The organism is Bradyrhizobium sp. 159, assembly GCF_023073795.1.
Taxonomy (GTDB): Bacteria; Pseudomonadota; Alphaproteobacteria; order Rhizobiales; family Xanthobacteraceae; genus Bradyrhizobium.
Map to the genome: position 1 here is coordinate 29114 of NZ_JADPKE010000055.1, position 23322 is coordinate 52435.

Consider the following 23322-nt stretch of genomic DNA (forward strand, 5'->3'; position numbering starts at 1 on the left):
CATTCCGGGGCGGCTCGAAGAGCCGAACCCGGAATCTCGAGATTCCGGGTTCGCGCTTTGCGCGCCTCGGAATGACAACTGAGATGTGAGACACCGATGACCTTTGACCACGATCTGAAGGCCAGCGTCCGCACCATCCCGGACTATCCGAAGCCAGGAATCATGTTCCGCGACATCACCACGCTGCTCGCGGACGCGCGCGCGTTCCGCCGCGCGGTCGACGAGCTCGTCAATCCCTGGGCCGGCAACAAGATCGACAAGGTTGCCGGCATGGAGGCGCGCGGCTTCATCATCGGCGGCGCAGTGGCGCATCAGCTCTCGGCCGGATTCGTGCCGATCCGGAAAAAGGGCAAGCTGCCGCACACCACCGTGCGCATCGCTTACTCCCTCGAATATGGCATCGACGAGATGGAAATGCATGTCGACGCGATCCAGCCCGGCGAGCGCGTGATCCTGGTCGACGACCTCATTGCCACCGGCGGCACCGCGGAAGGCGCGGTGAAGCTGTTGCGCCAGATCGGCGCCAATGTCGTCGCCGCCTGCTTCATTATCGACCTGCCCGAGCTCGGCGGCGCTGCCAAGCTGCGCGCCATGGACGTGCCGGTGCGCACGCTGATGACGTTCGAGGGACATTGAGCAATATTAGGCTTGGTGATTCCAGGCTACGACCGCTGCAGGATCAAGCTGAGTTCGAGTTCGCGGAACGCAATGTAATTCCGCCGGGTCCACTGGTGCAGCTCGGTCGAGGCGTCCTTTTCCTGGCGCAAATAGCCGGTGAAGGAGAAGTTCAGCCGGTCGATATAGGTCTTGAGGAAGCCCGGCAGCGCCGGCAGTCGGAACAGCCGGCCGCCGGCCATCGCGGGCGGCAGCTCGCCGCGCACGATATATTCGTTGTCCACCGTGATCAGGTTCACGCGCGGGATTTGCCCGCGCAGCATCTCATGGCCCCGCGCCGAGGCGCGGTCGGTATCGGCGACGAACAGGATCTGAGGCGCGACGTGGCGGCGGGCCGCCTCCTTAAGCAGGCCGATCTCCTCGGTCATTTTGAAGAACTCGTCGAAGGCGTGGAAGCCGAGGTCGATCACCTTGGCAAGGCCGTCATCGACGATGACGCGGTCCATCAGCTGCATCTTGCCGTAGGTGTCGATCACGTCCGCGGTCTCGGTGACAGCAGGCAAGTAATCGAGCAGCGACGGCTCCTTCAGGTTGACGTCAAAGGCCGCGACGTTACCGTTCTTGAGCAGCAAGAATTCGGCGAGCAGCCGCGCCAGCAGGGTCTTACCGACCTGCGGGCGGGGCGAGCATATGATGTAGACGGGTGTCGCGGGCATCACGAACTATTATCTGAGCGAACTCGCCGCCCAATCCAGCCGTATCAGCCTCGCTTGCGCAACTATTTTTCGCTGTTGCGGGTGGCGGATTTCGAACCGACGATGTCGGTCAGCCGGATCCGGTCGAACTCGCTCCAGACATTTGCCAGCCAGTGCCGGACATAGCCGCGCAGCACGAACGAGTAGTTCGCGGCGTCGTCGTTGAGGCCCTTGTTGGCGACGAACTTCAGGAACGGAACGGAGGAGACCTCGACCTGCTCATAGGCCATTTCGTTGAGCTTGGGGATGGTCAGCTCAGTCGCGTCCTTGATGCGGTGGAAGTAGGAATTGTAGGTCGCCTGGTCCCACTGGAAGAACTGGGTGTCGTTGATGAAGTTCTTCACCAGGAAATATTTCGCGCCGCCCATGAAGCCCGCGGTCTCCGCAATCTCCTCCAGCGAGGCGATCGAGGGCCCGAGGATGTGGAACACGGCAAAGGTAATCTGGCCGGCCTTGGCTGCGTCGAGGAAGCCGATGTCGCGGAGCGAAGCCAGCGCTGGCGAGAGCAGGCCGGCGCGGACGTCGATCACGGTCACCGACGGGCTCACCGCGTTGAGCGTATCGAAAATCTTCATCTGATCCGACGTCGTCGTCATGTCGACGATCTCGGTGATGTCGGGGTGGAAGCGCTTCAGGGTTCCGCGCGGCGACTCCGTGTCGAACGCCCGCGTCGGCACGTTGTTGGCGGAAAAATAATCGAGCAAGGTACGCGACACCGTGGTCTTGCCGACCCCGCCCTTGTCTGCGCCCACCACAACCACTGCCGGCTTTGCCATTGCTGTCCCCTAACGCGCCCCCGATCGCGAGGTCGCAATCGGCCGGGCCCCAAATCGATGTCCCGAGTCTGCTGTTGGGCGCGAACATGGCAGAAACAAGGGAGAATTCAATTCCGGAGGCCCCAGTTACGGCAAATCCCGAGGTTTTTCCCAATCGCGGAGAAACTCGCCGCGCATGGCCGGAATCAGGTGCTCAATGACGGCCCCAAGGACCCATAGAATTCCCCATGGGATTGCCCGCCGGGTTGCTGCCTGCGGTTCCGGAGGGACTGGCTGCGGGCACGGGCGGCGGGCTCCCCGATCTGTCGGCATCATCCCACGGGCCATGGCGCAGCGGCGGTGGGGCATCCTGCTGGCCGGCTTGCGCCCCCGGCTCTTTCGTCTCGTCAGTAAGCGTCGGCATTGGACCGGGGTCGCGCCCCCCGGCAAACTTGACCAGCGCGTCGACCCGGGACTGCACCGAAGGGTGGGTTGCAAACAGATCGGCAAAGCCCTCGCGCGGATTGTCGACGCAGAGCTCCATCACGGCCGAGGTCGCGCCGGGCAATTCGCCGCGATTCTCGATCTTGCGCAGCGCCGAGATCATCGCGTCGGGGTCTTTCGTCAGCTCGACCGAGCCGGCGTCGGCGAGATATTCGCGTGACCGCGACAGCGCGAGCTTGACCACCTGCGACAGCAACCAGGCCACCACGAGCAGCACGATCGCAATGATGATGACGATGATTGCGCCACCGCCGGAGCTCTTGCTGTCGCTCGACGACGAGGACGACCGCGACGACGACGAGGAGCCCGAGGACCACGAGCCGCCCGAGCCGGAGCTCCAGTTGAGATTCGTGAACAGGCGGAAGAACAATTCCCCGAAGAAGCCGACCACGCCGGCGATGATGACGGCAACGACCATGAGCTGCACGTCGCCGTTCTTGATGTGGGTCAGCTCGTGGCCCAGCACTGCCTCGATCTCCTTGTCGTTCAGCGCATCGAGGAGACCGGTGGTGACGGTGATTGAATATTGCCGCGGATTGAGGCCGGTCGCGAACGCGTTTAGCGCCGGGCTCTCCATGATCTTCAGCTTCGGCATGGTGATGCCGCGCGAGATGCAGAGGTTTTCGAGCAGGTTGTAGAGCCGCGGCTGCTCCTGCCGGTCGACGTCGTGACCGCCGATGACGGCGTCGATCATCGACTGGTGGAAGAAATAGGCGATCGCGATCCAGGCGATCGCCGCAATCGTCGCGAAAGGTGCGGCTTTGAGCAGGTCGGCGAAGGCGCGGCTCAGATAGTAGGCCACCGTGCCATTGCCGTTGATGACGACCTCGGCAATCAGCGCGCCCGCATAGACCAGCACGTAGACCAGCAAGAACAGGCCGGCGAGCAGCAGCATCGAACGAAACTTGTTCGAGGCGATGTGCGTGTAGAGACCATACGCCGCCATGATGCGTCTTCGTCAAAGTCCGTCGTCCCGGGGCACGCCGCAGGCGTGAACCCGGAACCTCGAGATTCTCAGGTGCGCAACCGCGCACCATAGTTCGTCGCTTTGCGACGCCCCGGAATGACGGAGAAAAGCAATGGACATGTTAGACAATCAGAACTTCACTTGCGGCGCGATTTCGACTTCGGTGCGGCTGGCGCCGAGATCGAAGAACTCCTTCCGGGTGAAGCCGAACATGCCGGCGAACAAAGCGGCGGGCATCTGCTGGATGCCGGTGTTGTATTCCTGGACGGCGTTGTTGAAGAAGCGTCGGCTCGCCGCGATCTTGTTCTCGAGGTCGGAGAGCTCGCTGGCGAGCTGCTGGAAATTTGCGTTTGCCTTGAGGTCGGGATAGGCCTCCGACAGCGCGATCAGCCGGCCGAGTGCGCCGGAGAGCTGGTTCTCGGCCGCGGATACCTGCGCCGGTCCCTGCGCCGACATCGCTGAATTGCGCGCCTTGATGACGTCGTCGAGCGTGCCGCGCTCGTGCGAGGCGTAGCCCTTCACGGTCTCGACCAGGTTCGGGATCAGGTCGTGCCGTTGCTTGAGCTGCACGTCGATGTCGGCAAAGGCCTGGCCGACGCGCTGGCTCAGCGCCACCAGGCGGTTGTAGGCGCTGAAGGCGAGCAGCACGAGGACGACGATGACGCCGAGAACGATCCAGCCGGTCGACATGGAGAACTCCTGGAGAGGGGAAGAAGGCGGGCGCAGCCTAGACCAAATTGGCGCAGGGCGAGAGCCCCGGCGCGGGGAGGTAAGGCTTGGTCGGATGAGGAACCATCCGAGTTCAAGGCCAGAGGGGCGATCGAGGTTAACTTTCGGACATGATCGCATCGCCCCAGCGCCAGCGCCGGGCCTGCGAATAGGCGGGTTTGTCGCGTCGTGGGACTTTCGTCAGCGCGACCCCAGTCTCGGTGCAGAGCTTTGCCGTGATCTCGGCCTTGCCGATGTCCGGTGGCGCCAGCACGCGCGAGGCGCGCGGCGCAGGCGGCGTGCGGGTCAGCGCGACGTAGATGAAGCGCTCGTCTTCGAACGGCACCTCGGCGCCCTTGATCTGGCGGTGCGCCTGCGAGCGCGGCAGGCGCTGGCTGAAATGGCACCAATCGGGCGCGATGAGCGGGCACGGCTTGTCGTGCGGACAGGGTGCGGCGACGTAGGCGCCTGCCGCGATCAGTTGCTGGCGCAGCGCGAGAATGCGCGTGTAGCCGGCGGGCGTGCCGGGCTCGATCACCACCAGCGCGTGCCGCGCTTTGGTCCACATGGCCGCCGCGAGCTTGCGCTGGTCGCCTTCGTTGAGCTCGCCGATGACGTAGCTCGCAACGACGAGATCGGCTTGCGAGACCTCGGCGAGGTTCGCGCCTGCGTCGCCCGGCAGATAGCGGCAGTCCGCCAGGCGCGAGCTGTCGCGCGCCAGTTCGAGCGCGAGCCGGCTTAGGGTGGCGTTGGCATCGAGCAGGGTAAAATCCTGAAGCGAGGCAAACGCCTCTGCGGCGGCCCAGCTCGCGGTGCCCGGGCCTGCGCCGATGTCGAGCAGGCTTTCCGGAGCGAGGGCCGGTGCGATCGCGGTCAGCGCATTCAGGCTTGCGGCCACCGCCGCGTAAGTTGCCGGCATGCGCGCCAGCGCGTAGGCAAGGGCATCGGCTTCCGACTTGATCGTGCCCGAGCCGCCGCCTGAGCGATAGGCGTTGGATATCTTTTGCGAGCGCTGTGCTGCCTCGGTGCGCGAAACGCCCTGGAGCCTGGCATCGAGGGCCGCCTTGAGTTCAGCGGGGAGGGTGGGTGAGATTATCATCCGCGGTCATGCCCCGCGTAGGCGGGGCATCCAGTACTCCGAGACAGGTGCCGTCAAACCGAGAAGCCGCGGCGTACTGGATCATCCGCCTGCGCGGATGATGACGTCAATGGGTATGGAGGGATCGCGCGTCACGCCACGTTCTGGTCGAGAATATCCACCGCCTCTTGCAGGCTCACCGACACCAGCTGCGAGACGCCACGCTCGGCCATGGTGACGCCGAACAGCCGGTTCATGCGCGCCATCGTGATCGGGTTGTGCGTGATGATGATGAAGCGGGTGTCGGTCGAGCCGGTCATCTCGTGCAACAGGTTGCAGTAGCGCTCGACATTGTGGTCGTCGAGCGGCGCGTCGACTTCGTCCAGCACGCAGATCGGCGAGGGATTGGTGAGGAACACCGCGAAGATCAGCGCCATCGCCGTCAGCGCCTGTTCACCGCCCGAGAGCAGCGACAGCGTCTGCGGCTTCTTGCCCGGCGGCTTGGCGATGATTTCGAGACCGGCTTCGAGCGGGTCGTCGCTCTCGATCAGATGCAGTGCGGCCTCGCCGCCGCCGAACAGTTCGACGAACAGGCGCTTGAAGTGGCTGTTGACGACCTCGAACGAGGTCAGGAGCCGCTCGCGCGCCTCCTTGTTGAGGCTCTGGATGCCCTGGCGCAGCCGCTTGATGGCCTCAACCAGGTCGTCACGCTCGGTGACGAGGCCGGTGTGCTGGGTCTCGACCTCGCGCAGCTCTTCCTCGGCGCGCAGGTTGACTGCGCCGAGGCGCTCGCGGTCGCGGCGCATCTTTTCGAGCTCTTCCTCGATGTCGTGCAGCGGCGGCAGCTCGGCACCGGGCTCGATCTCGGCGAGGCCGGCGACGGCCTGCGGCTCGACTTCGAGCATGTCGCGGATCTCGCGCTCGATGTCCTCGAGCCGGCGCCGCGCGCCTTCCATGCGCTCCTCGGCGCGCGCGGTGGCCTCGCGGGCGCTGGAGAGCGCCTCTAACGTCAGCTTCGCGACGCGGTCGGTCTCCGCCATTGCGGTTTCGGCGGCGGCGAGCGCGTCGGCAGCCATGCGGCGGTCGTTCTCGGCGTATTCGATTTCGGTGATTAGCGCGCTGCGCTTCTCGGCGAACAATGCCGGTGCGTTTTCGAGCTCGCCGCGCTCGATCGTCAGTTCGGCGATGCGGGCCTGGATGGTGTCGATGTGGGAGGCCGCGCTCTCCTTGCGGTTCTGCCACTCGGTGCGTTCGGCGAGGATCGCCTGCACGCGGCGGTCGGCGAGCTCGGCTTCGCGCGCCAGTGCCTGCGCCTCGGCGCGGACCTGGGCGGCCATGCGGCGATGCCCCTCGATGTCGCTGCGGACGGCGGCGAGACGGGTCTCGGTGTCCTCGCTCGACGGCAGCTCGCCGATGCCGGCTTCGGCGTATTCGTAAGCGGCCTCGGCCTCGGCGCGGTCGGCGGCGAGGCGGCTGTGCGCTTCCGACAGCGTCGCCTTGCGCGCGGCATGGCGGCTGATCTCGCGCTCGGCGGTGGCATGGCGCTCGCGCGCGACGTTGAGCTCGCGCTGCGCGGCACGCCAGGCTTCGCGGCTGGCGCCTTCGGTGCTGGCCGCCATCTGCAACTCGGACTCGGCATTCTCGAGCGCCTGGCGCTTGATCTGCGCGTCGATGCGGGCCTGCTCCAGCTCGTTCTCGATGTCGACGAGGCGGGCGCGCTCCGCGAGGCGCCGCGCGGCACCCGTCGGGGCATGAGCTGCGGCGACAAAGCCGTCCCAGCGCCAGACATCGCCCTCGGGCGAGACCAGCCGCTGGCCGGTCTTGAGCTGCGAGACCAGCTCGGCGCCGCGCTCGCGCGGCACCACGCCGATCTGCGCCAGGCGGCGGGCCAGCTCAGCCGGCGCCTGCACGTGGTTGGCGAGCGGAACGACGCCTTCGGGCAGCTCCGGATCGCCGTCGGTGACGCCGGCATTGGTCCAGCGCATCGGCGCCGAGGGATCGACCGGCGCGTCGAGATCGTCGCCGAGCGCGGCGCCGATCGCCTTTTCAAATCCCTTGTCGACGGTGATGCCGTCGATGATCGGCGGCCACAGGTTCTTGGTCTCGCCGTTGACGATCTTGGAGATCGTGCGCGCCTCGGTCTCGAGCCGCTGCACGCGCTTGTCGGCTTCGACCAGCGGCGAGCGCGAGGATTCCAGCGTCTGGCGCGCGGCGACATGCGCGGCTTCGCTTGCCTGCGCTGCGGCTTCCGAAGCGGCCAGCGTCTGCTCTGCGATCTCGACCAGAGCGGTCAGCTCGTCGAGATCGCCGAAGCCGCCGGTCTCCTGCGCAAGCTTCTGCTCTTCCGCCGCGACATTCGCGATCTCCTGGTCGAGCCGGGCGAGCTTGTCGCGATGGGTGCGGACGTTGGCCTCTAACTGGTTGCGCTTGGCGGTGAGGTCGGCGAGCGCGGTGGTGAGTTCGGCGAAGCGCTGCTCGGTTTCGGTCAGCACCGCCTCGGCTTCCGCGACGCGCTCGTCGACACCGGAGCGCTTCTCGACGCGCGACTTGATCTCTTCCTTCAGCTCGGCGTCTTCGGCGTCGAGCCGCTGCAGCGCCACGTCGGCGTCCATGGTCTGCTGCTGGGCGCGCGAGATGTCGCCCTCGAACTGGGCGAGACGGCGTTCGAGCTCGGCGACGCGCTCCTTGGCACGTTCTTCCTCACGGTCGAGCTGCTCGCGGGCATTGGTGAGGCGCTGCAGCCCGGCCGCGGCGCGCGCTTCCGCATCGCGCAGCGCCGGCATCTCGGCGGCGCGGATGGCCTGGATGCGGGCGGCTTCGGCCTGGTGCTGGGTGCGCTCGGCCATCTCGCGGACCGCGAGATCGTGCGTCTGCCCGGACTCGTTGACGTCGGCATGGGCGCCGAGCCAGCGCAGGTGATACAGCGTGGCCTCGGCCTTGCGCACCTTGGCCGCGACCTCGCGGTAGCGCACCGCCTGGCGGGCCTGCTTCTTCAGGCCTTCCATCTGGCCGGAGAGCTGGCCGATCACGTCCTCGACGCGGGTGAGGTTGGTTTCGGCCGCCTTCAGCCGCAGTTCGGCCTCGTGACGGCGGGCGTGCAGACCGGCGACGCCGGCGGCGTCTTCCAGCACGCGGCGGCGCTGCTCGGGCTTGGCCTGGATGATTTCGCCGATCTTGCCCTGGTGGACGAGCGCCGGCGAGCGCGCACCGGTGGCGGCGTCGGCGAATAGGATCTGCACGTCGCGAGCGCGCACGTCGCGGCCGTTGATGCGATAGACCGAGCCGGCCTCACGCTCGATGCGCCGGGAGATTTCGAGAAGCTGGCTGTCGTTCATCGCCGCCGGCGCGGTGCGGTCGGCATTGTCGATCGTCATCGTCACTTCGGCGTGGTTGCGCGCCGGGCGGTTGCCGGAGCCGGCGAAGATCACGGCGTCCATGTCGGCGGCGCGCAGCGACTTGTATGATGTCTCGCCCATCGCCCAGCGCAGCGCCTCGACCAGATTCGACTTGCCGCAGCCGTTGGGGCCGACCACGCCGGTCAGGCCGGGCTCGATAACGAAGTCCGTGGGCTCAACGAAGGACTTGAAGCCGTGAAGGCGCAGGCGGGTGATTTTCATAAACACGCATCTCTGTTGGCAGGCGCGAATCCCCTGCCGGGACAATACCATGGAAGGCATTGTCGCTGTCTGGGCGAGTCGCGCGAGGCGGCTCGTGCGGCGGACAATGGCCGCGGTGCGCCGCGAGGGCAACCGGCGAAAGCCGCTTTTCCCAAGGGATTTATGCCAGGAATGATACGGCTTTAGATGCGCGAATCAGAATTGTGGCGTGCGAATCAACTCTTCAGCAGCGCATTGATCTTCTTGGCGAACTCCTCGAATGAGGCCTCGCCCTTGATCTTCTCGCCGTTGATGAAGAACGTCGGCGTCGAATCCACCTTCAGAACGTCGCTGGCGTATTTCTGGTCGGCGGCGATCTTGTCGAGCAGCGCCTGGTCCTTCAGGCAGGCCTCGACCTGCTGCTGGGTGAGGCCGGCCTGCTTGCCGATCCGTGTCAGGGTCTCGGTGGTGTTCTTCACCACCCAGTCGTTCTGCTGGCGGAACAGCATGTCCGTGACCGCAAAATATTTCGGCGCGTCGCCATTGGCGATGCAGCGCGACAGCATCGAGCCTGCGGCGGCTTTGATGTCGAGTGGGAACTCGCGGAAGATGTAACGCACCTTGCCGGTGTCGGTGTATTCCTTCTTGATCTTGGGGAACACCTGCTCGTTGAAGGCCGCGCAATGCGGGCAGGTCATCGAGGCGTATTCGATGATGGTGACCGCGGCATCGTTCGGGCCGAGCGCCATGTCGGGAAGCGACACGGGCTTCGCCACATCAGCGGCGGACTGGGCCATGGCCTCGGACACCAACCGCAGCGGCGAGAACCCGGCGAGCGCGGCAAGCCCGGTCAGCGACAGCATCGTTGTGAAGGCGCGGCGGGTGATGATCACGGTCGGCTCCCGGATTGGCAAAGTGTCGCCCGAGGGCTCTATCGAGTTCCCGCCCGGGCGGCCTGTCGCTAGCTTGAAACGTCGACTGAGGCAATGGCGAGCGACAAGTCGGGGTCCAGATTAGCTAGGGAATGAGGCTCAATTTCGCTTGATGGCGGCTCCGAGCCGCGCCAGCGCCGTCTTGAGCTGTTCATCTTCGATGTCGCCCAAGCTCTCCGCCACCTTGGCCACCGATTTGGGATCGGGCGGGCCCGGCCGAGCCGGCCGCCGGGTGCGCGACAGCGGGGCCTGACGGAACGCCAGCTTGCCGACCGCGCTCCAGCCGAAGAAGCGGTTGACCCGTTCCAGGATCACGTCGGCGGTGTGCTGGATCTCCAGCGCCATCGGCCCCTCGACCCGCAGCACCAGCGTCGCCGGCTCCTGCGGCTGGCCCTCCACCGGCCTCGGCCATTGCATCTTCAGCGGCTCGGCATGGGCCGCGATCTCCGGCCCCGCAATCTGCGCCCACCGCGTCACCAGCTCGCGCGCCGCAAAGCCCTGCTTGGCATACGCCTCGGCGAAGACGTCGTTCAGCAAGAGCGAAAGCGGCTTTGCGCTGATGGGGCCGGGTTTGGGCGGGAATTTGGACATGGCGACCTTATAGCACTGTGCCCGTCGCGCGAGGAACTGCTGCCGTCATGGCCGGGCTTTCTTCCGGCCAGCCACGCCTTGCCGCGAAGGAAGAAAGACGTGGATGCCCGCGACAAGCGCGGGCAGGACATGGAGAGACCGGCCCCACATCGTTACAGTGCGAGCATGCCCCCCAAATCGGCCCGCAAGACGAAATCGGAACCAGTCCAACCGGAACATCTGGTTCGTCCTTTGGCGCTCCTTCACTGGTATGACCGCCACCGCCGCCGTCTGCCTTGGCGCGCGGCGCCCGGCGAGGCATCAGACCCTTACCGCGTCTGGCTGTCGGAGATCATGCTCCAGCAGACCACGGTGAAGGCAGTCGGGCCCTATTTCGAGAAATTCGTGGCGCGCTGGCCGGACGTCACGGCGCTCGGCCGGGCTTCGCTCGACGACGTGCTGCGGATGTGGGCCGGGCTCGGTTACTATTCGCGCGCGCGCAACCTCTACGCCTGTGCGGCCGCGGTGACGCGCGAGCATGGCGGCGTCTTTCCCGACACCGAGGAGGGCCTGCGTGCGCTGCCCGGAATCGGGCCGTACACGGCAGCTGCAATTGCGGCGATCGCGTTCGACCGCCGCACCATGCCGGTCGACGGCAATATCGAGCGGGTGGTCTCGCGCCTGTTCGCGGTCGAGGAGGAGCTGCCGCAGGCCAAGCCGCTGATCCAGCAACTGGCAACGACGCTGCTCGCAGACTCTCGCGCCGGCGACAGCGCACAGGCGCTGATGGACCTGGGTGCCTCGATCTGCACGCCGAAGAAGCCGGCCTGCTCGCTGTGTCCGCTCAACGAGGATTGCGTCGCACGAGCGCTGGGGACGCAGGAAACATTTCCGCGCAAGGCGCCGAAGAAGAGCGGAACGTTGCGGCGCGGTGCCGCCTTCGTCGTCACCCGGGGCGATGAACTGCTCGTCCGCAGCCGGCGGGAAAAGGGCCTGCTCGGCGGCATGACCGAGGTGCCGTGCTCGGATTGGCTCGCCGGCCAGGACGATACGACGGCGAAGCAGCAGGCGCCGGAGCTGAAGGGGCTGACGCGCTGGCAGCGCAAGATGGGCGTCGTCACCCACGTCTTCACGCATTTTCCGCTGGAGCTGGTGGTCTATACGGCGAAGGTGGAAGCCCGCACGCGCGCGCCCGAGGGCATGCGGTGGGTGCCGATCGCCACACTTGCCGGCGAAGCGCTGCCCAACGTCATGCGCAAGGTCATCGCGCATGGATTGGATCTCTAGCGCCCACTCTGCTGACATCATGCTGGCAGCAGACCTGCGTTATCCAGCGGCGGCAACGGAGGTTCGCATGGTCAAGACTGCGCTGGACAACTTTCGAAGACCGCCCTGCGCCGAGCTATTGGGCTGGCGCCTGCTCGATGCCCGCCCGCAGGAGGGCTGGATCAAGCTCGGCTTCGAGGGCAAGCCGGAGTTCTGCAATCCAGCAGGCTTCATCCAGGGCGGCATGCTCTCGGCCATGCTCGACGACACGATGGGCCCCGCCGTGCTGGTGATGAGCGAGGGCCGGCTCTACACCACCACCATCAGCATGACCGTGAATTTTCTGTCGCCGGCAAAGCCCGGCCCGATCGTCGGCGAGGCCCAGGTGACGCAGCTCGGCAAGACCATCGCCTTCGTCGAAGGCAAGCTGATGGCCGAGGACGGCACGGTGCTGGCGACGGCAAGTGCGACCGAGCGGCTGCTGGAGGCGGCAAGGGTGGTGCGGTAAGACGGTAGCCACGCGCTCCACTTCCCTTCTCCCCTTGTGGGAGAGGGTGGCAAAGGCCGCCTCCGGCGGCCGTCCTTAAAAGACGCCGAAGCGAAGCTTCGGCTTTGGCGCCGGATGAGGGGTATCTCTCCGCGAACTCAAATCGCGTGAACGCGCGGAGAGAACCCCTCACCCAAGTGAGTCTGTGTCTACCGGCGAGTTGCCCTCTCCCACACGGGGCGAGGGCACACTCATGCGCACTCGCTTTGAGCTAGCGCATACCGACCCGCTTCGCGTCCTTGCTCACGATTGCCGGCTTGGCGTTCAGCGCCTCGACCTGGAAACCCGCGACGCGCTTGTAGTTGGCGGCGATGTCTTCCAGCTCCTGCTGCGACAGCACGTCGGTGACGACCTCAAAGCCGTCGGGCGCGCGCTCCTCGACCAGCTGCATCACCTGCTCGGGGCCGTTCTTGCGGTTGAGCAGGACGAGGTCGGTGGTCGCGGGCCTGCGCTCGGCCTCATAGGCGAGCAGCGCTGCCTGCGTCGGTCCATGCGCCAGGATTTCACGCGTGATGACGCGGGCATCGAGGATCGCCTGCGAGGCGCCGTTCGATCCGATCGGATACATGGGATGAGCGGCATCGCCCATCAGCGTGACACGGCCGAACGTCCATTGCGACACCGGATCACGGTCGACCAGCGGATATTCGTAGGCGTGCGGGCAGTTCTTGATCAGGCCGGGCACGTCGAGCCAGTCGAACCGCCAGCTCTCGAACCAGGGCAGAAATTCCTCCAGCCGAGCCGTGCGGTTATAGTCCTCGCGGCGCCATTGATAGGTCGGCGGCATGTGGCGCTCGGCGACCCAGTTGATGAGGTGATTGCCCGCCGCATCCGGCTCTTTCGAGATCGGGTAGCAGACGAATTTCAGGATCTCATGGCCGGCCATGATCATGGTGCGGCCGGTGAGGAAGGCCTTCGCCGGCGTGACGCCCCGCCAGAGAATGCGGCCGTTCCAGATCGGCGGACCTTCGTTCGGATAGAGCTTTTCGCGCGCGGCGGAATGGATGCCATCGGCGGCGATTAGGATCGCGCCGTCGTAGCTGCCTGCGGCTTTGCCGGTCGCCCTGTCGATGAAGTCGGCGCGCACGCCACCCGCCGTCTCGGTCCAGCCGGTCAGATGATGGCTGGTGAGAATGTTCTCGCGGCCGAGCCGCTCGACCGCAGTGTCGAGCAGGAGCTGCTGGAGCGTGCCGCGATGGATCGAGAATTGCGGCCATTTGTAGCCGGCCTCTAGCCCGCGCGGCTCGCTCCAGATCGGCTTGCCATGCCTGGAAAAATAGGCGAGCTCGCGGGTGCGCACGCCGCTGGCGTCGAGCTTTTCCATCAGTCCGAGCTCGATCAGCTCGCGCACCGCATGCGGCAGCACGTTGATGCCGACGCCGAGCGGCTTCAATTCCGCGACGCTCTCGAACACTTTTACGGGAACGCCGATTCCGTGCAGGCTGAGCGCAAGCGTCAGCCCGCCGATGCCGCCACCGGCGATGAGTACCGTCATGACAAACCCCCTCCTGTTGCCGGCGTCTTGGCACAGGCGGGCGGCGGTGGGCAACTGCGAAGAGGGTATCGTGCTATGGACGTGGGGGCCGGCAGCCGTTAATTTCCAGCTTTCCCACGAGGTCCGACATGCTCAAGCTCTACTACGCCACTGGCACCTGCGCGCTCGCCACCTACATCACCTTAGAGGAGGCCGGCGCCGACTACACGGCCGAACGGCTGAGCTTCAAAGATAACCAGCAGAACAGCCCGGACTATCTCGCCATCAATCCGAAGGGCCGCGTGCCGGCGCTGGTGACCGATCGCGGCGTCCTGACCGAGACGCCGGCGATGCTGGCCTACCTCGCGCAGACCTTCCCCAAGGCGAAGCTCGCGCCGCTCGACGATCCATTCGACTTCGCCCAGGTGCAGTCGTTCAACTCCTATCTCTGCTCGACCGTACACATCAACCATGCCCACAAGATGCGCGGTCCGCGCTGGGCGACGCAGGAGAGCTCGTTCGCCGACATGAAGGCGATGGTCCCGAAGACCATGGGCGCCTGCTTCTCCCTGATCGAGCAGAAGATGTTTCGGGGCCCTTGGGTGATGGGCGAGCAGTACACGATCTGCGATCCCTATCTCTACACCCTCTCGACCTGGCTCGAAGGCGACAGCGTCGACATCAACGCGACGCCGAAGATCGCGGATCACTTCAAGCGCATGTCCGACCGCCCCGCCGTGCGCAAGGTAATGGAGGCGCAGAAGGCATAAGCGGCCTTGTTGGGTGGGCAAAGGCGCGAAGTGCCGTGCCCACCCATTTCCCAGCCGCGAGATGGTGGGCACCTTCGCTTTGCCGACCCTACGGGAGCTTGCGCTTGGCTTTCTCCAACTCCCGTCCGGTGTCCAGCATCAGCCGCCGCAGCCAGACCGATCCCGGGTCCATCTGCGCGCGGGTCGGATGGAACATGAACTGCTCGTCGATGCCGGGGTCGAGCGGCGGCGTCACCGTGACGAGGCCGAGCTGGCTCGACAGCGCCGCGATCAGCCGGCGCGGCACGAAGGCGACGAGGTCGGTGCGGGCGGCGACGTGCAGGGCTTCGAGGTATCCAGGCACGACCAGCGAGACGTGCCGCTCGATGCCTTTGCTGCGCAGCCAGGTATCGATCAGATCCTCGCTCTGGCCGCGGATGATCACGCCGACATGACGCGCAGCTAGGAACGCCGAGCGGCGCTTCAGCTTCGCCCCCATGGGATGGCCGCGCCGCACCGCCAGCGCATCGCTGTCGGTGTAAAGCAGCTGGCGGTGAAATCCCTTGAAGGCGTTGCCGATCGAGATCACGAGGTCGATGGTGCGGGCGAACTCGGCGTGGAAGATCGCAGGTCCCCGCCATGGCACGATTTCGATGCGGACATTGGGCGCAAGGCGCGTCACCTTCTCCATCAGCGGCGGCATCAACAGCTCGACCGCAAGGTCCGGCATCATCAGGCGAAATTGCCGTTCGCTACGCGCCGCGTCGAAGTCCTCAGGCACGAACAATCCACGCACCTGGTCGAGCGCGTGGGCCAGCGGTGCGCGGAGCGCCTCGGCCCGTAGTGTCAGCTCCATGCGCGCGCCGGTACGCACCAAAAGCGGATCGCCAAAGATGTCACGCAGGCGCTGGAGCGCATGGCTCGCCGCCGGTTGCGACAGGCCGATCCGGAGTGCGGCGCGGCTGACATTGGCCTCGCGCAGCAATGCATCGAGAGCGGTCAGGAGGTTGAGGTCAAGCGAATTCAAATTCATGAGGTGAATAGATATCATATTAGCTATCGATTTGAAGAATTGTATTCGGCCGGCGATGATCTTCCCCGATGTCACCACAAGGAGATGCCGCCATGAGCGCGAGCGCTAACAAGAAACTGATGCAGGATATCTTTGCCGCCGCCGCCAACCCTGATCCCGCAGCGCGCGACCGCGCGCTGTTCGCCGCGAGCCTTGCCGACGACGCCAAATGGGTCGTGACCGGGCAATATTCCTGGTCGCGCACCTTCGCAGGCAAGGAGGCGATCCTCAACGATCTGCACGGCTATGTCCGCACCCGCCTGCGTGACCGCACGCGCACGGTCGCCCACCGCTTCATTGCCGATGGCGATATCGTCGTGGTGGAAGCCAAGGGCGACAACGTCACGCCCGAAGGTGTCCGTTACGACAACGACTATTGTCTCGTGTTTCGCCTGGAGGACGGCAAGATCAAGGAGATCCGGGAATATTGCGACTCAGTCCTGACCGAGAAGGCGCTCGGTCCTTTTCCCCAAGCGGGCATGAGGGCGGCGAGCTGAGTGGATTGAGCCGCGTCACCTCCGCCGGCCGATGTCGTCCGCCACAGCCGATAACGATCGTGCAGACCTGGCAGGCGCTGGTCGAAATGGCCCGCCTCAGGCGCGAGCGGTCTCAGGCACGATCTCAGCTCGCCGCCATGACCGAACGGGAGCTTCAGGACTGTGGGATAACCCGGGCAGAGATCGCCTACGAGCTGAAGAAGCCTGTCCGGCGGAAATAGAGAGAGCGCGTCCAGGGCATCCCATGCAGCGATCTGCAAGCCGGTGCGGGACGCACGCCAGAACCTTGCGCAACTGCCGACAAAATCGGCAGTTGCGTCGGCGTTGCCGCGGCTCGGCGTGAAAAATTGGAAGGTTCAATTAACGAGTGTCCCCCATTGTGTCGCGGTGCAGCGTGAGTCGCAAAGACGCGACGCGCGGCTGCCAGGGTGGCCGGTGACGATCGCCGGAATTGTTCGGCCGCTCGAAGTGAAATGCATCTGGGTGGACAGTGGGAATGCCGAAGTTTCGTTTGCGGATCAGGGGACGCCTGTACGCAGGCTTCATGGCCCTTGTGGCGGTCGGTCTGGTGATGGCGGTGGTCGCCGTCTGGAATTTGCGGGCGGTGCAGGATCAGGTCGCAAGACAATCCGCGCTCTCGGACAGCACGGCGCGGGTGCTGGAGATATCGGCCCATCTTCAGGCGATTCAGCGCGCCAATCTGCGTTACGTCTACGACGCCAACGAGCCGGCGATGAAGGAGGCGCAAGAGCGGGAGACCGCGGCGACCGAGCTGTTGCAGGTCGGGGCGAAGGGAACGCGCTCGGAGGAGCGGCGAGCGCTCTACAACGGCCTCATCGACGACATCGCCAAAATGCGACGGCTGCGTGACAATCTCGGAGACGCCGTCAACGAGGCAAGAACGGGCAAGGCGACGCTGCTGCCGAGCGGGGAGGAGCTGGCCGTCAAGATGGGCAAGCTGGTCGATGCGGCGCGCGCCTCGGCCGACGAGGACACCGCAGCGCTGGTCGCGGACCTCGAATCCAGAATCCTCCTTGTCCGGGTCGCAAACTGGCGTTTTCTGGCCGTGCGTGACGCGCAGGGGCCGGCGAATTTCAGGGCGAGCGTGGACAGGGCAGCGCAACGGCTCGCGGCGATCGAGAAAAGCCCACAGGCGACGGACTTGCGCGCGACGCTCGCGCCGGTGAAGACCTCGCTCGGAATCTACAAATCCGCGTTCGAGACGACATCGGCCGCGATGCTTCAGGCCGACGAGATCTATCACAAGAATCTCGCGCCCCTCATCGTCGATAGTATCGCCAGGCTCAAGGCCGCGGAAGCGACGCTGAAGAAAGACTATCAGGAATCGCGTAACCATGCCGAAGCTGTGATCGCCGGCACGACGACCATTCAGGAGATCGCCGGCGGCCTCGCCATCCTGTTCGGCGGCATCGTCGCCTTCCTGATCGCCCGCAGCATCGTCGGGCCCCTCACCTCGATGACGCGCGCGATGGGGCGGCTGGCCGGCGGCAATCTCGATGTCGACATTCCCGGGAGCGGCAAGGCGGACGAGATCGGCGACATGGCCAAAGCGATCCAGGTATTCAAGGACAACATGATCGACACCGAGCGCATGCGCGCAGAGCAGGCCGAACTCGAGGCGCGGCAGGCCGAAAACCGCAAGAAAGACATGGTCAGGCTTGCCGACCAGTTCGAGCGGGCCGTCGGCGAGATCGTCAACACAGTGTCATCGGCGTCGAACGAGCTGGAAGCGTCCGCCGGCACGCTGACCACGACCGCCTCGCGCGCCCAGGATCTGTCGACTGAAGTGGCGTCCGCATCGCAGGAAGCCACCGCCAACGTGCAGGCGGTCGCCTCCGCCACCGAGGAGCTGTCCTCGTCGGTCAGCGAGATCGCCCGCCAGGTGCAGGAATCCGCCCGCATCGCGGGTGAGGCCGTGGGTCAGGCGAGCAGGACCAATGACCGTGTCGGCGAGCTCTCCAAGGCGGCCGCTCGGATCGGCGATGTCGTCGAGCTGATCAGCACGATCGCCGGGCAAACCAATCTCCTCGCACTCAACGCCACCATAGAGGCTGCGCGCGCGGGCGAGGCCGGCCGCGGCTTTGCCGTCGTCGCGTCCGAGGTCAAGGCGCTCGCGGAGCAGACGGCGAGGGCGACCGGCGAGATCGGCCAGCAGATTGCCAACATCCAGGGCGCTACCGAGCAATCGGTCGGCGCCATCAGGGAGATCAGCGGCACCATCGAGCGGCTGTCGGAGATTTCCTCGGCGGTCGCCGCCGCCGTGGAAGAGCAGGGCGCCGCCACGCAGGAAATCTCCCGCAACGTGCAGCAGGCCGCGCACGGGACCCAGCGCGTCTCGACCAATATCGGCGACGTGCAGCGCGGGGCGTCCGAGACCGGTTCGGCCTCATCGCAGGTGCTCTCGGCGGCGCGCTCGCTATCGGCGGACAGCAACCGCTTGAAGGTCGAGGTCGCCAGGTTCCTGAACTCGGTCCACGCCGCCTGAGTCGCAAAAGCACGAGGCCACGCGCATGCGCGTGGCCTCATGGACCGGCGCGGCGCGATCAGGCCACTTTCGCCGTCATGTGCTTGAACATGTTGGCGCGGGCCTCGTCGTCCATCTCGGCCTTGAAGGTGAACTTGTCCTTCAACGCGATGGCACGCGCAGCCGCGGGGCGCGCTGAGATCTCGTCCACCAGCCGCTTCACATTCGGGTATCGCGCAAAGGCGTCGTCGCCAAGCTTGAACGGCACCATCCGCGCCCAGCCCCACAGCGCCATGTCGACGATCGAATAGTCGTCGCCGGCCATGTAGCGACGGTCTTTGAGGTGAGCGTCGACAACCCTGTAGTGGCGATCGGTCTCATACTGGTAGCGGTTGTGGGCGTAGTCGTGGTTCTGGTCCTTCGGCGCAAAATGCTTGAAGTGCACGGCCTGGCCCGAATAGGGGCCGACACCGGTTGCCACGAACATCAGCCAGGACAGGAGTTCGGCGCGATTGGCGGGCAGGAATTTGCCGGTCTTCTCGGCGAGATAGAGCAGGATGGCGTTGCTGTCGAAAACGATGGTGCCGCCGTCGTCGATCGCCGGCACCTTGGCATTCGGATTGATCTTGAGAAATTCCGGCGTGAATTGCTCGCCCTTGCGGGTGTCGATCGCGATGGGCTCGAACGGCAGTCCGGCCTCCTCGAGGAACAGCGCGACCTTGGTCGGGTTCGGCGATCCGTTGAAGTAGAATTTGAGCATCGATCATCTCCCCAGGGGTTCGTTGCCGAGAGCGGCGCCGCATCATTGCCGCGAGGCCGCTTTGTCTGACCCGAACCATGCGGATGCGCAACCGGCGAGTTTGCCGGGCGGTATCTGCGCGCGGCGCAGATCAGCCGGCGCAGACCAGCCCGATCGCCGCCGTAATGACCATCGCCGCGCCGACCGCTTCCAGGCGCAGCCCGAGCTTGGTCGCGAGATGCATGTCGGAGGCCCGCGCCTTGCGCTCCGATCCGCGCGCGTAGCCGTGCACGATGACATCGTGGTTGAAGTTGTCGTGGGCCTCGTTGCTGCTGGCAAGCCCGACGCAGACCACGAGCACTCCGAACAAGGCGAGGCCGAAAAATCCCAACAGTGCGATCAGGAACATCGGAAACATGCCGAGCAGGAAGATCGGCAGCAGCGGCACCAGCAGCAATGTCTCGGACTGTCGTCGCATGGGATCCGGACCAGGACGGGGTGCGATGTGCTGATCCTAGTCCTGACAGCGGGCGCGTTCAACTACGCTCGTCATGCCGAGGGGCGCGAAGCGCGGGCCGGGAATCCATCGTACAACGGGGGCACGGGGGCCAATGGATTCCGGGTTCGCGCCAAGAGGCGCGCCCCGGAATGACCATCGAGAGGGGAAACTACTCCGCCGCCATGCCGGCGCGGATCTCGGCGCGGAGCTCGTCGATCAGCTTGAGGCCCTTCTTGGTCTCGACGTGCCAGAAAGTCCAGCCGTTGCACGCGGCCGAGCCTTGCGCCACGGCGCCGATGCGGTGGATCGAGCCGACCTTGTCCCCTAACATGATGGCGCCGTCGGCGCGCACGAGAGCGCCGAGCTTCTTCTTGGCGTCGAACAGCTTCGTGCCGGGCATGATCATGCCGCGCTCGATCAGCTCGGAGAACGCCACCCGCGGCGCTTCGCGCGCGGTCATGAACGGGGCCAGGCTCTCTTCCGGCAGCGGCTCGACGGCCGCGATGCGGGCTTCGGCCGCCTTCGCATAGGTCTTGTCGCGTTCGAACCCGATATAGGAGCGGCCGAGACGTTTTGCGACCGCGCCGGTGGTGCCGGTGCCGTTGAAGGGATCGATCACGAGATCGCCGGGCCTGGAGGAGGACAGCAGCACACGCGCGAGCAGGCCTTCCGGCTTCTGCGTCGGATGAACTTTCTTGCCGTCGGCGCCCTTGAGGCGCTCCTCGCCGGTGCAGAGCGGAATCAGCCAGTCGGAACGCGCCTGCACGTCCTCGTTCGCAGCTTTCAGGGCCTCGTAGTTGAACGTGTAGCCCTTGGCCTTCTCGTCGCGCGCGGCCCAGATCATGGTCTCGTGCGCGTTGGTGAAACGGCGGCCGCGGAAATTCGGCATCGGGTTGGTCTTGCGCCAGACGATGTCGTTGAGGAGCCAGAAGCCGAGATCCTGCATGATGGCGCCGACGCGGAAGATGTTGTGGTAGGAGCCGATCACCCAGATTGTCGCCGACGGCTTCATCGCGCGGCGGGCGGCAAGCAGCCAGGCGCGGGTGAAATCGTCATAGGCGGAGAACGAATCGAACTTGTCCCAGTCGTCGTCGACGGCATCGACATGGGATTCGTCAGGGCGCTTGAGATCGCCCTTAAGTTGAAGATTGTAGGGCGGATCGGCAAACACGAGGTCGACCGAACCGGCCTGAAGCTTCGACATCTCGGCGACGCAATCACCGAGGATGATACGATGCGAAGGGGACTCAAAATTTGTGCGGGGCGCCCTTGCAGACGCCCCGCGACGCGACTCTACCATGACTCAAGAACTCTGACTCAGGCGACGCTGTCGGCGACGCGGGACCAAACAACCGACTGACCGTTACATTGAAGCGGCAAAGTAAAAATCGACTTAACCCGCCGCTTTCGTGAGCAGCCTCCGCATCGCCAATTGTGTGCGGGACGTCGCGCGCATTCCCCCTGTTTTACAGTGCAATTCGCGCTTCTTCGCGTCGCGGAAGCAGTCGAGGCTCCAGGAAGGCGCCAAATTTCTCTCGGAAAAAGTTGCTCGAGCCTCGGAAAAAATTGCTGGCATCGGCATGGTGTCGCACTAGGCAATTTTTGCCGGCCACGATATTGATAAAAGCAACGGAAATTTTACGTGTGTGGCGCGTTGAGCTTCAGTGGTCATGCGCGCCGCCGAACTCGAATCAGGGACCCCCAGGGGAAAAGCCGCCATGCGTTACGACGACTTCCGCCGCAGCGACGACATCGAGGATCGTCGCGACGAGGGTGGTGGGTTTGGCGGCGGAGGAGGCGGGTTCGGGCTGCCGATGGGCGGCGGCGGGCTCGGTATCGGTACCATCATCATCCTCGGCTTGGTCGGCTATGCCTTCGGCATCGACCCGCGCATCCTGATCGGCGGCGCCGAGATCCTCACCGGCGGCGGCCATGCACCGACCTACCAGACCGACCGCCAGGCGTCCTCCGGCAAGCGCGGCGCGCCGACCGATGAGATGGGCAGCATGATCTCCGGCATCCTCGGCGAGATCGACGATCGCTGGAGCGAGATCTTCCAGGCCTCCGGCCAGTCCTACACCGGCCCGAAGATCGTGCTGTTCCGCAATGCCACCAATGGCGGCCGCTGCGGCATGGCGCAATCGGCGATGGGGCCGTTCTATTGCCCGCCGGATCGCACCATCTTCCTCGACACCGGCTTCTTCCGCGAGGTCGAGACGCGCTTCCGCGGCTGCTCCGGCAAGTCCGCCTGTAACTTCACCACCGCCTACATCATCGCGCACGAGGCCGGCCATCACATCCAGAACCTGCTCGGCATCATCCCGCGCGTGACGCGGCTGCAGCAGCAGGCCGGCAGCAAGGCCGAGGCGAATGCGCTTCAGGTGAAGGTGGAATTGCAGGCCGACTGCCTGTCCGGCGTCTGGGTCAACCGCGAGGCCAAGAAGCGTCCGAACTTCCTCGAGCCCGGCGACATCGACGCCGCGCTGACCACGGCAAGCGCGATCGGCGACGATACGCTGCAGCGCCAGGCGACGGGCCGCGTCGTGCCAGATTCCTTCACCCACGGCTCGGCGGCGCAACGCAAGCAATGGTTCATGACCGGCTACCAGCAGGGCACGGTGCAGGCCTGCAACACGTTCGGTGCCGGCGCGTTGTAAGCCGTCATTCCGGGGCGCGCGTAGCGCGAACCCGGAATCCAGAAGTTGCGGCGCGAGGTTCCGGGTTCTCGCTCCGCGAGCCCCGGAACGACGAGCGAGAGTGAAGAATGGCCTCCATCGACGAAACAAAACAGTTCATCCCGCTCAACATCGCGGTGCTCACCGTGTCCGACACGCGCGCCCTCGCCGACGACAAGTCGGGCCAGACGCTCGCCGAGCGCCTTACCGCCGCCGGCCATCAGCTCGCCGCGCGCGAGATCGTCACCGACGACATCGAGGCGATCCGCAGCGTGGTCCGCGGCTGGATTGCGGATGCCGGCATAGACGTCGTCATCACCACCGGCGGCACCGGATTCACCGGGCGCGACGTCACGCCGGAGGCGATCGAGCCGTTGTTCGAGAAGCGCATGGACGGCTTCTCGATCGCATTCCACATGCTGAGCCATGCCAAGATCGGTGCGTCGACGATCCAGAGCCGCGCTACTGCGGGCGTTGCGGGGGCGACCTACATCTTCTGCCTGCCCGGCTCCCCCGGCGCCTGCCGAGACGGCTGGGACGGCATCCTTGCCGCGCAGCTCGACTACCGCACGCGTCCCTGCAATTTCGTTGAGATCATGCCGCGGTTGGACGAGCACTTGCGCCGGCCGAAAGCGCAGGGAGCGACGGTGTAGCCATACTTTCTTCCCTTCTCCCCTTGTGGGAGAAGGTGGCGCGAAGCGCCGGATGAGGGGTATCTTTCCGCACGGCGTGCCCAGAGAGATACCCTCACCCAAGCGAGCCCGTGTCTGACAGTTGACATGCCCTCTCCCGCAAGGGGCGAGGGCATCATTTATGCGCACCTCGCTTGCTGCAAGAGC

22 protein-coding genes are annotated in these 23322 nt (G+C 65.4%); 9 read left to right on the forward strand and 13 right to left on the reverse strand.

The window, feature by feature from the left end:
* Positions 1-96: 96 nt before the first annotated feature.
* Positions 97-636, forward strand: coding sequence for an adenine phosphoribosyltransferase (locus IVA96_RS14830; protein WP_011085277.1), 540 nt, complete (start codon positions 97-99; stop codon positions 634-636).
* Between the two features lie 26 nt (positions 637-662).
* Here IVA96_RS14830 and IVA96_RS14835 read toward each other — a convergent pair whose 3' ends face one another.
* From IVA96_RS14835 to IVA96_RS14870, 8 genes are all read right to left on the reverse strand, one after another.
* Positions 663-1331 (reverse strand): hypothetical protein, encoded by a 669-nt coding sequence (locus tag IVA96_RS14835; protein WP_247279627.1) that lies wholly within the window; start codon positions 1329-1331, stop codon positions 663-665.
* 62 nt (positions 1332-1393) lie between these two features.
* The gene (locus IVA96_RS14840) at positions 1394-2146 is read right to left on the reverse strand and encodes a hypothetical protein (protein WP_247279628.1); all 753 of its coding nucleotides are present in this window, start codon (positions 2144-2146) and stop codon (positions 1394-1396) included.
* Positions 2147-2339: 193 nt separating this feature from the next.
* The gene (locus IVA96_RS14845; protein WP_247279629.1) at positions 2340-3575 is read right to left on the reverse strand and encodes a M48 family metallopeptidase; all 1236 of its coding nucleotides are present in this window, start codon (positions 3573-3575) and stop codon (positions 2340-2342) included.
* A gap of 150 nt (positions 3576-3725) precedes the next feature.
* The gene (locus IVA96_RS14850; RefSeq protein WP_247279630.1) at positions 3726-4286 is read right to left on the reverse strand and encodes a LemA family protein; all 561 of its coding nucleotides are present in this window, start codon (positions 4284-4286) and stop codon (positions 3726-3728) included.
* A gap of 136 nt (positions 4287-4422) precedes the next feature.
* Positions 4423-5403, reverse strand: a complete 981-nt coding sequence (locus tag IVA96_RS14855) for a small ribosomal subunit Rsm22 family protein (protein WP_247279631.1) — start codon at positions 5401-5403, stop codon at positions 4423-4425.
* A 131-nt stretch (positions 5404-5534) separates the two neighbouring features.
* Complete coding sequence (gene smc, locus IVA96_RS14860; protein ID WP_247279632.1) at positions 5535-8999, reverse strand: chromosome segregation protein SMC; 3465 nt, start codon at positions 8997-8999, stop codon at positions 5535-5537.
* A 215-nt stretch (positions 9000-9214) separates the two neighbouring features.
* Entirely contained in the window at positions 9215-9871 is a 657-nt protein-coding gene (locus IVA96_RS14865) for a DsbA family protein (protein ID WP_247418005.1), read from the reverse strand.
* Between the two features lie 138 nt (positions 9872-10009).
* A complete protein-coding gene (locus IVA96_RS14870) occupies positions 10010-10501 on the reverse strand; it encodes a DciA family protein (protein ID WP_247279634.1) in 492 nt (163 codons plus the stop codon).
* 165 nt (positions 10502-10666) lie between these two features.
* Here IVA96_RS14870 and mutY point away from each other — a divergent pair, with 165 nt between their 5' ends.
* Both mutY and IVA96_RS14880 read left to right on the forward strand, forming a co-directional pair.
* On the forward strand, positions 10667-11767 hold the full coding sequence (gene mutY / locus IVA96_RS14875; protein WP_247279635.1) for an A/G-specific adenine glycosylase: 1101 nt from the start codon (positions 10667-10669) through the stop codon (positions 11765-11767).
* Between the two features lie 67 nt (positions 11768-11834).
* Positions 11835-12254 carry a PaaI family thioesterase gene (locus tag IVA96_RS14880; protein ID WP_247279636.1) on the forward strand — a complete coding sequence of 140 codons (420 nt, stop codon included), beginning with the start codon at positions 11835-11837 and terminating at the stop codon, positions 12252-12254.
* Positions 12255-12504: 250 nt separating this feature from the next.
* Here IVA96_RS14880 and IVA96_RS14885 read toward each other — a convergent pair whose 3' ends face one another.
* Positions 12505-13788: a flavin-dependent oxidoreductase gene (locus tag IVA96_RS14885; protein WP_247418006.1), complete on the reverse strand. Its 1284-nt coding sequence runs from the start codon at positions 13786-13788 to the stop codon at positions 12505-12507.
* 128 nt (positions 13789-13916) lie between these two features.
* Between IVA96_RS14885 and IVA96_RS14890 the strand changes: the two genes are divergently transcribed.
* Positions 13917-14537 (forward strand): glutathione S-transferase family protein, encoded by a 621-nt coding sequence (locus tag IVA96_RS14890; RefSeq protein WP_247279638.1) that lies wholly within the window; start codon positions 13917-13919, stop codon positions 14535-14537.
* Positions 14538-14625: 88 nt separating this feature from the next.
* Here the strand turns inward: IVA96_RS14890 and IVA96_RS14895 are convergent, their stop codons facing one another.
* Entirely contained in the window at positions 14626-15549 is a 924-nt protein-coding gene (locus IVA96_RS14895; protein WP_247418007.1) for a LysR family transcriptional regulator, read from the reverse strand.
* Positions 15550-15641: 92 nt separating this feature from the next.
* On the opposite strand from IVA96_RS14895, the gene IVA96_RS14900 reads away from it, so the two are divergent.
* The 3 genes from IVA96_RS14900 (at position 15642) to IVA96_RS14910 (ending at position 18591) form a co-directional block, all read left to right on the forward strand.
* Positions 15642-16085 carry a nuclear transport factor 2 family protein gene (locus IVA96_RS14900; protein ID WP_247279639.1) on the forward strand — a complete coding sequence of 148 codons (444 nt, stop codon included), beginning with the start codon at positions 15642-15644 and terminating at the stop codon, positions 16083-16085.
* A gap of 86 nt (positions 16086-16171) precedes the next feature.
* The gene (locus IVA96_RS14905) at positions 16172-16306 is read left to right on the forward strand and encodes a DUF1127 domain-containing protein (protein WP_247279679.1); all 135 of its coding nucleotides are present in this window, start codon (positions 16172-16174) and stop codon (positions 16304-16306) included.
* A 275-nt stretch (positions 16307-16581) separates the two neighbouring features.
* Positions 16582-18591 carry a methyl-accepting chemotaxis protein gene (locus IVA96_RS14910; RefSeq protein WP_247279640.1) on the forward strand — a complete coding sequence of 670 codons (2010 nt, stop codon included), beginning with the start codon at positions 16582-16584 and terminating at the stop codon, positions 18589-18591.
* A gap of 58 nt (positions 18592-18649) precedes the next feature.
* On the opposite strand, the gene IVA96_RS14915 is transcribed toward IVA96_RS14910, so the two are convergent.
* The 3 genes from IVA96_RS14915 to IVA96_RS14925 form a co-directional block, all read right to left on the reverse strand.
* On the reverse strand, positions 18650-19330 hold the full coding sequence (locus IVA96_RS14915) for a glutathione S-transferase family protein (RefSeq protein ID WP_247279641.1): 681 nt from the start codon (positions 19328-19330) through the stop codon (positions 18650-18652).
* A gap of 130 nt (positions 19331-19460) precedes the next feature.
* Complete coding sequence (locus IVA96_RS14920) at positions 19461-19787, reverse strand: hypothetical protein (RefSeq protein ID WP_247279642.1); 327 nt, start codon at positions 19785-19787, stop codon at positions 19461-19463.
* Between the two features lie 190 nt (positions 19788-19977).
* Positions 19978-21108 (reverse strand): site-specific DNA-methyltransferase, encoded by a 1131-nt coding sequence (locus tag IVA96_RS14925; RefSeq protein ID WP_275974795.1) that lies wholly within the window; start codon positions 21106-21108, stop codon positions 19978-19980.
* Between the two features lie 418 nt (positions 21109-21526).
* Here IVA96_RS14925 and IVA96_RS14930 point away from each other — a divergent pair, with 418 nt between their 5' ends.
* Together IVA96_RS14930 and moaB are read left to right on the forward strand one after the other, a co-directional pair.
* Positions 21527-22465 (forward strand): neutral zinc metallopeptidase, encoded by a 939-nt coding sequence (locus tag IVA96_RS14930; RefSeq protein ID WP_247279644.1) that lies wholly within the window; start codon positions 21527-21529, stop codon positions 22463-22465.
* Positions 22466-22572: 107 nt separating this feature from the next.
* Positions 22573-23136 carry a molybdenum cofactor biosynthesis protein B gene (moaB, locus tag IVA96_RS14935; protein ID WP_247279645.1) on the forward strand — a complete coding sequence of 188 codons (564 nt, stop codon included), beginning with the start codon at positions 22573-22575 and terminating at the stop codon, positions 23134-23136.
* Positions 23137-23322 lie beyond the last annotated feature (186 nt).

Excerpts from the sequence above, each read along its gene's own strand:
- IVA96_RS14870 (WP_247279634.1), bottom strand. The coding sequence starts at position 10,501 with ATGTCCAAATTCCCGCCCAAACCCGGCCCCATCAGCGCAAAGCCGCTT.
- IVA96_RS14855 (WP_247279631.1), bottom strand. The coding sequence starts at position 5,403 with ATGATAATCTCACCCACCCTCCCCGCTGAACTCAAGGCGGCCCTCGAT.
- smc (WP_247279632.1), bottom strand. The coding sequence starts at position 8,999 with ATGAAAATCACCCGCCTGCGCCTTCACGGCTTCAAGTCCTTCGTTGAG.
- IVA96_RS14890 (WP_247279638.1), top strand. The coding sequence starts at position 13,917 with ATGCTCAAGCTCTACTACGCCACTGGCACCTGCGCGCTCGCCACCTAC.
- IVA96_RS14900 (WP_247279639.1), top strand. The coding sequence starts at position 15,642 with ATGAGCGCGAGCGCTAACAAGAAACTGATGCAGGATATCTTTGCCGCC.
- IVA96_RS14920 (WP_247279642.1), bottom strand. The coding sequence starts at position 19,787 with ATGCGACGACAGTCCGAGACATTGCTGCTGGTGCCGCTGCTGCCGATC.
- IVA96_RS14925 (WP_275974795.1), bottom strand. The coding sequence starts at position 21,108 with ATGGTAGAGTCGCGTCGCGGGGCGTCTGCAAGGGCGCCCCGCACAAAT.
- IVA96_RS14905 (WP_247279679.1), top strand. The coding sequence starts at position 16,172 with ATGGCCCGCCTCAGGCGCGAGCGGTCTCAGGCACGATCTCAGCTCGCC.
- IVA96_RS14915 (WP_247279641.1), bottom strand. The coding sequence starts at position 19,330 with ATGCTCAAATTCTACTTCAACGGATCGCCGAACCCGACCAAGGTCGCG.
- moaB (WP_247279645.1), top strand. The coding sequence starts at position 22,573 with ATGGCCTCCATCGACGAAACAAAACAGTTCATCCCGCTCAACATCGCG.
- IVA96_RS14885 (WP_247418006.1), bottom strand. The coding sequence starts at position 13,788 with ATGACGGTACTCATCGCCGGTGGCGGCATCGGCGGGCTGACGCTTGCG.
- IVA96_RS14835 (WP_247279627.1), bottom strand. The coding sequence starts at position 1,331 with ATGCCCGCGACACCCGTCTACATCATATGCTCGCCCCGCCCGCAGGTC.
- IVA96_RS14830 (WP_011085277.1), top strand. The coding sequence starts at position 97 with ATGACCTTTGACCACGATCTGAAGGCCAGCGTCCGCACCATCCCGGAC.
- IVA96_RS14850 (WP_247279630.1), bottom strand. The coding sequence starts at position 4,286 with ATGTCGACCGGCTGGATCGTTCTCGGCGTCATCGTCGTCCTCGTGCTG.
- IVA96_RS14880 (WP_247279636.1), top strand. The coding sequence starts at position 11,835 with ATGGTCAAGACTGCGCTGGACAACTTTCGAAGACCGCCCTGCGCCGAG.
- mutY (WP_247279635.1), top strand. The coding sequence starts at position 10,667 with ATGCCCCCCAAATCGGCCCGCAAGACGAAATCGGAACCAGTCCAACCG.
- IVA96_RS14895 (WP_247418007.1), bottom strand. The coding sequence starts at position 15,549 with ATGAATTTGAATTCGCTTGACCTCAACCTCCTGACCGCTCTCGATGCA.
- IVA96_RS14840 (WP_247279628.1), bottom strand. The coding sequence starts at position 2,146 with ATGGCAAAGCCGGCAGTGGTTGTGGTGGGCGCAGACAAGGGCGGGGTC.
- IVA96_RS14910 (WP_247279640.1), top strand. The coding sequence starts at position 16,582 with ATGCCGAAGTTTCGTTTGCGGATCAGGGGACGCCTGTACGCAGGCTTC.
- IVA96_RS14930 (WP_247279644.1), top strand. The coding sequence starts at position 21,527 with ATGCGTTACGACGACTTCCGCCGCAGCGACGACATCGAGGATCGTCGC.
- IVA96_RS14845 (WP_247279629.1), bottom strand. The coding sequence starts at position 3,575 with ATGGCGGCGTATGGTCTCTACACGCACATCGCCTCGAACAAGTTTCGT.